Source organism: Bacillus nitratireducens, assembly GCF_036320425.1.
In the GTDB taxonomy this organism is placed as follows: Bacteria; Bacillota; Bacilli; order Bacillales; family Bacillaceae_G; genus Bacillus_A; species Bacillus_A nitratireducens.
In genome coordinates this window covers 589,161-597,386 of the sequence record NZ_JAUMJO010000005.1, presented here as the reverse complement: position 1 = coordinate 597,386, position 8,226 = coordinate 589,161, and the positions used below count along the sequence as shown (strand labels likewise).

The 8,226-nt window shown below is 36.4% G+C and carries 9 protein-coding genes and 1 rRNA gene; 4 read left to right on the top strand and 6 right to left on the bottom strand.

From position 1 onward, the window contains the following. Positions 1-82: ribosomal RNA gene (locus Q3V31_RS21935) — 16S ribosomal RNA — on the bottom strand; the annotation flags it as partial. A 402-nt stretch (positions 83-484) separates the two neighbouring features. Here Q3V31_RS21935 and Q3V31_RS21930 point away from each other — a divergent pair. Then, complete coding sequence (locus tag Q3V31_RS21930) at positions 485-1,165, top strand: MgtC/SapB family protein (RefSeq protein ID WP_000386680.1); 681 nt, start codon at positions 485-487, stop codon at positions 1,163-1,165. 93 nt (positions 1,166-1,258) lie between these two features. Beyond that, positions 1,259-2,254: an ion channel gene (locus tag Q3V31_RS21925; RefSeq protein WP_000842159.1), complete on the top strand. Its 996-nt coding sequence runs from the start codon at positions 1,259-1,261 to the stop codon at positions 2,252-2,254. On the opposite strand, the gene Q3V31_RS21920 is transcribed toward Q3V31_RS21925, so the two are convergent. Beyond that, positions 2,241-2,654: a YugN-like family protein gene (locus Q3V31_RS21920; RefSeq protein WP_000612337.1), complete on the bottom strand. Its 414-nt coding sequence runs from the start codon at positions 2,652-2,654 to the stop codon at positions 2,241-2,243. The genes Q3V31_RS21925 and Q3V31_RS21920 overlap by 14 nt on opposite strands. A 108-nt stretch (positions 2,655-2,762) precedes the next feature. Further along, the gene (locus Q3V31_RS21915; protein ID WP_000103668.1) at positions 2,763-4,115 is read right to left on the bottom strand and encodes a glucose-6-phosphate isomerase; all 1,353 of its coding nucleotides are present in this window, start codon (positions 4,113-4,115) and stop codon (positions 2,763-2,765) included. Positions 4,116-4,398: 283 nt separating this feature from the next. On the opposite strand from Q3V31_RS21915, the gene Q3V31_RS21910 reads away from it, so the two are divergent. Continuing rightward, positions 4,399-4,632, top strand: a complete 234-nt coding sequence (locus Q3V31_RS21910; protein WP_000105788.1) for a DUF378 domain-containing protein — start codon at positions 4,399-4,401, stop codon at positions 4,630-4,632. A gap of 110 nt (positions 4,633-4,742) precedes the next feature. On the opposite strand, the gene yugI is transcribed toward Q3V31_RS21910, so the two are convergent. From yugI to Q3V31_RS21895, 3 genes are all read right to left on the bottom strand, one after another. Then, a complete protein-coding gene (gene yugI / locus Q3V31_RS21905; RefSeq protein WP_000003767.1) occupies positions 4,743-5,087 on the bottom strand; it encodes a S1 domain-containing post-transcriptional regulator GSP13 in 345 nt (114 codons plus the stop codon). A 253-nt stretch (positions 5,088-5,340) separates the two neighbouring features. Then, positions 5,341-6,531, bottom strand: coding sequence for an aminotransferase (locus tag Q3V31_RS21900; RefSeq protein ID WP_016130770.1), 1,191 nt, complete (start codon positions 6,529-6,531; stop codon positions 5,341-5,343). After that, entirely contained in the window at positions 6,528-7,025 is a 498-nt protein-coding gene (locus tag Q3V31_RS21895; protein WP_000255689.1) for an Lrp/AsnC family transcriptional regulator, read from the bottom strand. Before Q3V31_RS21895 ends, Q3V31_RS21900 begins: the two co-directional genes overlap by 4 nt. A gap of 118 nt (positions 7,026-7,143) precedes the next feature. On the opposite strand from Q3V31_RS21895, the gene Q3V31_RS21890 reads away from it, so the two are divergent. After that, positions 7,144-8,136, top strand: a complete 993-nt coding sequence (locus Q3V31_RS21890; protein ID WP_002077723.1) for a 2-hydroxyacid dehydrogenase — start codon at positions 7,144-7,146, stop codon at positions 8,134-8,136. Positions 8,137-8,226: the final 90 nt, after the last annotated feature.

Genomic DNA, 8,226 nt, shown 5'->3' with positions numbered 1-8,226 from the left:
GCTCTCAATCCATTCGCTCGACTTGCATGTATTAGGCACGCCGCCAGCGTTCATCCTGAGCCAGGATCAAACTCTCCAATAAAGTTAGTTTGTCTAGCATCTAAAAATAAAAATTGACGTTCACGTTGTTTGTTTCGTTCAGTTTTCAAAGAACTACTTAGTCGCTCATTTGCGACTTCCTTATGTTAACATCTTCGTTTTTCGATGTCAACTAAGTTTTTCAATTTCTTTTTTGACGTTTTCTGCGTTTCCGCATCAGCGACGGTTATTAATATATCATGCAGAAAAATGAAATGCAACACCTTTTGAAAACTTTTTTTAAAGTAACTACATTTCTTTTTTAATATCATATACTTAAACGAAATATCTCTTTCATGTATAAGTAATTCCTACATATATTCTATATAAAGTCACTCTACCCAAAAACATTTCTTTCTATATAAATGTTTTATTCATATACCATATCATACAAGGAGGAATATATATGGACTACACCGATTTATTAATCAAACTAGGTCTTTCAGCTATTTTAGGATTCGCCATCGGTTTAGAGCGCGAATTAAAACGTAAACCACTTGGTTTAAAAACGTGTTTAGTTATTTCTATAATTAGTTGCCTCCTGACGATTGTTTCTATTAAAGCCGCTTACAACTTACCGCATACCGATCATATGAATATGGATCCACTTCGACTTGCTGCACAAATCGTATCAGGAATCGGTTTTTTAGGTGCTGGTGTTATTTTAAGAAGAGGAAATGATAGTATTGCAGGGCTAACGACTGCTGCTATGATTTGGGGTGCTTCCGGTATTGGTATTGCCGTTGGAGCCGGATTCTATATCGAAGCGATTTTCGGGATGTGTTTCCTTATGATTAGTGTAGAACTTATACCATTAACGATGAAATTCGTCGGTCCTAGATCATTTCGTCAACGTGATATCGCAGTGAAACTTGTTGTACGAAATATGGACAATATCCCGACCGTAATTGAAGAAATAAAAGAAATGGATATAAAAGTTAAGAACATGAAGCTCAAAACATTGGAAAATGGTTCGCACTATTTACATTTGAAATTGTCTATCGATCAAAAAAGACATACTGCTGATGTTTATTATGCTCTTCAGCACCTTGAAAGTGTTCAACAAACTGAAGTAGAAAGTATGTAATATGAAAAAACTCTCTTTTTAATTAGAGAGTTTTTCTTTTTTCTATAATGGTAACAATGAATGTAGTCCTGCAAAGTAAGGAGGAATAAGAATTTGAAATCCCGCGCGAATTTAGTAGATACATTTCGTGATTCCATTATTTTTCGTTTAATTTGTTTTATTATTGTACTTACTGCTTTTTCTGGCTTTCTTATACATACACTCGAGCCAGCTCACTTCACCACATGGTTCGACGGGGTTTGGTGGTCAATCGTCACCATCTTCACCGTTGGATACGGCGATTTTGCCCCCCATACAACGATAGGAAAACTTATTGGTATAGGTATTATTCTATTAGGAACTGGATTTTGTTCTTATTATATGGTTCTATTCGCCACCGACATGATTAATAAACAATATATGAAAATTAAAGGAGAAGACGCTGCTACCTCTAATGGTCATATGATTATCGTCGGCTGGAATGAGCGAGCAAAACATGTTGTAAAACAAATGCACATATTGCAACCGAACCTTGATATCGTTTTAATTGATGAAACACTTTCTTTACTTCCAAAGCCATTTCATCATTTAGAATTTATAAAAGGTTGTCCACATCACGACCAAACTTTATTAAAAGCTAACATCACAACAGCTCACACTATATTAATAACAGCGGACAAAGAGAAGAACGAAAGCTTAGCAGATACAGAATCCATTTTGAATATTTTAACTGCAAAAGGACTTAATCCAAACATTCACTGCATCGCTGAACTTCTTACTTCTGATCAAATTCAAAATGCAACGCGAGCTGGCGTATCAGAAATTATAGAAGGAAATAAATTAACGAGCTATGTATTTACTGCTTCTCTTTTATTCCCTTCTATTTCAGGTGTACTATTCTCACTTTACGATGAAATCTCTGATAACAAATTACAACTGATGGAAATTCCCCCGTCCTGCACCGGACAATCCTTTGCGAATTGTAGCTATACTCTTTTAAAGCAAAACATTCTCTTACTAGGTGTAAAGCGCGACGAGCAATATATGATCAATCCAGTTCATTCTTCCATTCTCATCGAAAGCGACATACTCATTGTTATTCACCATTAAAAAAATGATTTTCTAGTTCTTGTACCAATACTTTACCAATATTGACATACTTTCTTTTCACATCTCCATCTGGATCTTGCGGCTCCGCAAATTGATCCAATCCACTCGTTCCAGCTGTTAAAGCATTAACATTATCATCTAGTTCGTCTTGATATACGTGCGAAAGAATATACGGTGTTTCAAGACGGACTATTACACCAGGCACATCTAGTTCTCCATCCACTGCTGTAAATGGTACGCGCAAAAATTGATACCCTTCTTCTTCGTCAATTTTATAATCAAAGCATCCTTTATCATAATCCCAATTGCCGCCAATACTATATCCAAGTGGTTTCATAATCTCTTCTAACTTATATAACGCATATGTACGTCCTTCTAAATTTGATTGAATCGGAATCAAGCCCATCCCTCCTAGACTTTTCCTTTAGCATACCCATTCTAGTTTGAATATACCGATGTACCTTTCCGTAAAATAACAAAAAGCGATCGGAGACCCGATCGCTTTTAATTATTTTAAACGCTCTTCTAATTCTGCTTTTAATTCTTCAAATCCTGGTTTACCAAGTAAAGCAAACATGTTTTTCTTGTATGCTTCTACTCCCGGTTGGTCAAATGGATTTACGCCTAATAGATAGCCGCTCATCGCACATGCTTTTTCGAAGAAGTATACAAGGTAACCGAATGTGTACTCATTTAATTCAGGGATGTTTACGATTAAGTTTGGTACTCCGCCATCGCTATGTGCAAGTAATGTACCTTCGTATGCTTTTGTGTTTACGAAGTCTATCGTTTCACCAGCAAGATAGTTTAATCCATCTAAATCGTTGTCATCTAATTCGATTTTTAGTTCGTGTGTAGATTTACCTACTTTAAGAACTGTTTCGAATAGATCACGGCGACCTTCTTGAATGTATTGACCTAATGAGTGTAAGTCAGTTGAGAAGTTTGCTGAAGATGGGAAAATACCTTTTTGATCTTTTCCTTCACTTTCACCAAATAACTGTTTCCACCACTCAGAGAAGTAGTGAAGTGCTGGCTCATAGTTAACAAGCATTTCAATTGTTTTCCCTTTATTATATAGGGCATTACGAACTACTGCATATTGGTAAGCTGGGTTTTCTTCCAGTTCTGATGTCGCGAAGTCATCATGACCAGCAGCTGCACCTTTCATCATCTCTTCAATATTTAAGCCACTTGCCGCGATTGGTAATAAACCAACTGGCGTTAATACAGAGAAACGGCCGCCAACATCATCTGGAATTACGAATGTTTCGTAACCTTCGTTATCAGCTAATGTTTTTAAGGCACCACGCGCTTTATCTGTAGTTGCATAAATACGTTTGCGAGCTTCTTCTTTTCCATACTTCTCTTCTAATAATTTACGGAAAATACGGAATGCGATTGCAGGCTCTGTTGTTGTACCTGATTTGGAAATAACGTTAATAGAGAAGTCTTTACCTTCTAGTACGTCCATTAAATCTTTCATGTAAGTGGAGCTAATGTTTTGTCCAACAAATAGCACTTGTGGAGTTTTACGTTGTTCTTTAGAAAGCGTGTTGTAGAAAGAATGGTTTAACATTTCAATTGCTGCACGTGCTCCTAGGTAAGAACCACCGATACCTACAACAAGTAAAATGTCAGAGTCATTTTTAATTTTTTCTGCGCATTTTTGAATGCGGGCAAATTCTTCTTTGTCATATTGAAGCGGAAGCTCTACCCACCCAAGGAAATCGTTCCCAGCTCCAGTTTTTTCGTGGATTGCATGGTGTGTTACTTTTACTGCATCACGTAAATAAGTTAGTTCATTTTCACCGATGAAGGATAACGCTTTAGAATAGTCGAACGTTACATGTGTACTCATCTTTTTCCCTCCAATTATGTATATGTATTTCTGTATTCACTTTAGCGAAACTAAAGTTGTAAATCAAGCGATTCAACAATTGTAAACGTAACCATTATTTATTTTTTAGAAAAAGTTCATTTTTTGCATAAAAATTCGCATTTTTCGGTATAGATGTATATACATCCTTTTTTGTACATTTTTTATGTATAAAAACACCCAAACTACACCATTCTATAAAGGAGTTAAATTTTCTTATTAACTCACCGCTTGCTCATGCTTCACAATTAAGGGGGGCTTTTTCATGAGTACATTGCAACGTATCGCATTAGTCTTTACTGTAATTGGCGCTGTAAACTGGGGACTAATCGGGTTCTTCCAGTTTGACTTAGTAGCAGCCATTTTCGGCGGACAAAACTCAGCTCTCGCACGTATTATTTACGGCATCGTTGGTATATCTGGGCTTATCAATCTTGGTTTACTCTTTAAACCATCTGAAAATCTTGGTACACACCCAGAAACAAACGAAATTCGATAACCAGTATGTCCTCTTCACCTCCGACATACGAATATGATTGCATGCAATCATATTTGCAAATATATATCATAAGATAAAGTAAAAGAGGAACGCTCATATGCGCTCCTCTTTTACTTTGTTAACTCGGACTCTTCAATCCATTCTGTCAGCTTTTCTCGCAACGTATTAAACCCGTCCTTAGATGGATTCGGTATAAGAATCCTTCCTTGTTTTCTTTTCGCCGCTTTTAACGATAAACTCATTTTTCTGTGCTCTTCATCAATTGAAAGTACTTTTACTTCTACTGTATCGCCGACTTTCAAAAAGTCATGAATATCCTTTACATATCCATTTGTAATTTCAGATATATGCACAAGTCCTTGTGTTTCTGCATCTAACGCTACAAATGCACCGTAATCTTGAATTCCAGTCACTTTCCCTGTTACAACCACTCCTGTTGTATATTGTTCTGACATATGAAACACTCCCATACGTTTACCATTTTCTCTACAAATGTAGATTGCAAAACAGATGTACTTATTATTAAATATCCGATTGGTGAATAAGTACCTTAAGTAAAATACCGAGGATACTCACACCTTATATTAGTAAATTATACCACTATGATAGAACTCATTCAAAATTCACGAAAAAATTTCCTGCAATACGTATAATTCTCCAATATTGGGATAGAATACTAACACATGGCTTTCTAGTATTCCCCCCCTTTTATGGACAAAACGTATTATGTTTTGTCCTTTTTTTATTCTCTATGAACCGTTCCATTCTCTTCATCGCTTCCATAAGTTGCTCAAGCGATGTTGCATATGAACAACGAATGAATCCTTCACCACTCTCACCAAACACACTTCCAGGAACAACAGCCACTTGTTCTTCTAATAATAATTGTTCTGCAAATTCTGCTGAAGATAGTCCGGTTGAAGCTATAGAAGGGAAAACATAAAATGCCCCGCCTGGTACATGACATGTTAAGCCCATTTCATTGAAAGATGCCGCCATAAAGTTGCGGCGTTTCTTATAGCTATCTCTCATTCGAATTACTTCATCATTTCCCCCGCGTAATGCTTCAAGTGCTGCAAATTGAGACATCGTTGGTGCACACATCATTGAATATTGATGGATTTTGAGCATTAATTCTGAAAATTGAACAGGGGCTGCAATCATCCCAAGACGCCATCCTGTCATCGCAAATCCTTTTGAAAATCCTGAAATTAAAATCGTATGTTCACGCATGTTTTGAATGCTCGCGAAACTTGTATACACTTCGTCATATACAAGCTCTGCATAAATTTCATCAGATAACACGATTAAATTATACTTCTCAACAATAACTGCTAGCTTTTCTAATTCAGATTTGTTTAACATTGCACCTGTTGGATTATTGGGGGAGCAAAGTAATATTGCCTTTGTTTTCGCTGTAATAGCCGCTTCAATTTGTTCTGGTTGTGCTTTAAACTCGTTTTCTAAAGTAGTCGCTACAGGAACTGGAACTCCTCCAGCTAATGATACAAGCGGTGCATAAGAAACGAAGCTCGGTTCAATAATGATCACTTCATCATCAGGATTTATAATGGCGCGCATCGCTACATCTAACGCCTGGCTTGCTCCAACCGTAACAATGATTTCATCGTTTGGATCATAAGATACTGCAAATTGTTTTTTTAGATACTTTGCTATTTCTTGACGGAGCTCCAATAATCCTGCATTTGCTGTATATGACGTATATCCTTGTTCTAAAGAACGAATACATGCTTGCCTTACATTCCAAGGTGTAACAAAGTCTGGCTCTCCTACCCCAAGGGAAATAACACCTTTCATATTTGCTGCTAAATCGAAAAACTTTCGAATACCAGATGGTTGTAAAGATTCTGCCGCTCTAGATAGTTCAAATTGCTTCATGGTGTCACCACAATTCGCTTATCATCATCGTTTTTTTCATAAATAATGCCCTCATGTTTATACTTCTTCAAAATGAAATGTGTTGTCGTAGAAACGACAGATTCAATCGTTGCTAATTTCTCAGAAACAAACATCGCTACTTCTCCCATTGTCTTCCCTTCTAATGTAATAGAAAGATCATATGTCCCTGACATTAAATACACGGATTTCACTTCTGAATAACGATAAATTTGTTCAGCAACCGCATCAAACCCCACACCGTGCTTTGGCGTAACTTTCACATCAATCATCGCTGTTAAACCAGTATGTTCTTTCACTTTTGTCCAATCGATATGTGTTACATAGTCCACAATAATCTTTTCACTTTCTAATTTCGCAACAATCTTCTTCACTTCTTCTACTTCTATATTTAACAGCTTCGCTAATGTATCTACAGATAATCGACTACTTTTTTCAAGACAAGCTAATAATTCTAATTCTTTTTCTGTCACCATATAAATCATCCTTCCTTTTCGTTTGTGTCTAAATTATACAAATACCCTTTCCAGTTTGAAAAGAAGATTTTTTTAGAGAATTATGTCAAAATGAAGTGAAACTTGAATCAGCGGGAAAATGTGTGATAAAGCGAAAGGGGATGGAACCGTGAAACCAAAAGTATATATTGCCGCACCAGTTCCAACATGTGTAGAAAACTATTTATCAGAACACTGTGATTTTGAAAAATGGGATCAAAACGAGAAAGTACCTCGTGATGTTCTATTGGAGAAAATACAAGATAAAGATGGGTTATTAAATTTCGGATCTGCTATTAATGAAGAATTGTTAGATGTAGCTCCTAACTTAAAAGTAGTGAGTAACATTTCTGTCGGTTACGATAATTTTGATTTAACAGCGATGGAAAAGCGAAATGTCATCGGAACGAATACACCGTATGTACTAGATGATACAGTAGCTGACCTCGTTTTCGCCCTTATGCTATCTGCTAGTCGCCGTGTTTGCGAACTCGACTCCTACGTGAAAAATGGTGAATGGAATGCCGAAATTAGAAAAGAGCACTTCGGACTGGATGTACACCATAGTACAATCGGTATTATCGGTATGGGCCGAATTGGTGAAGCCGTTGCAAAACGAGCGAAATTCGGATTTGATATGAACGTTCTTTATTATAACCGTCGCCGTAAAGAAGAAGCTGAACAAAAATTTGATGCTACATATTGTGATTTACAAACTCTAATCAAACAATCTGATTTTATTATTCTTCTTACTCCATTAACAGATGAAACGTATCACCTTATTGGTGAAAAGGAATTTTCATTGATGAAAGAAACAGCAATTTTCATTAATGCTTCTCGCGGGAAAACAGTAGATGAAACTGCATTAATTCATGCATTAACAGAAAAGAAAATCTTTGCAGCTGGCATCGACACATTTACACAAGAGCCTATTCAAAAAGATAATCCGCTCTTATCATTACAAAATGTTGTGACTTTACCGCACATTGGATCTGCAACATTAAAAACTAGACAGCAAATGGCTATGACAGCCGCTGAAAATTTAGTTGCAGGATTACAAGGAAAAACACCACCTAATATTGTGCGCGGGTAATAATGAATAAACGAAAGGCAAGATGACATCGTCATCTTGCCTTTTTTTGTTAACATATTTTTTTCTTACCTGGAGATGATATGAACAAAA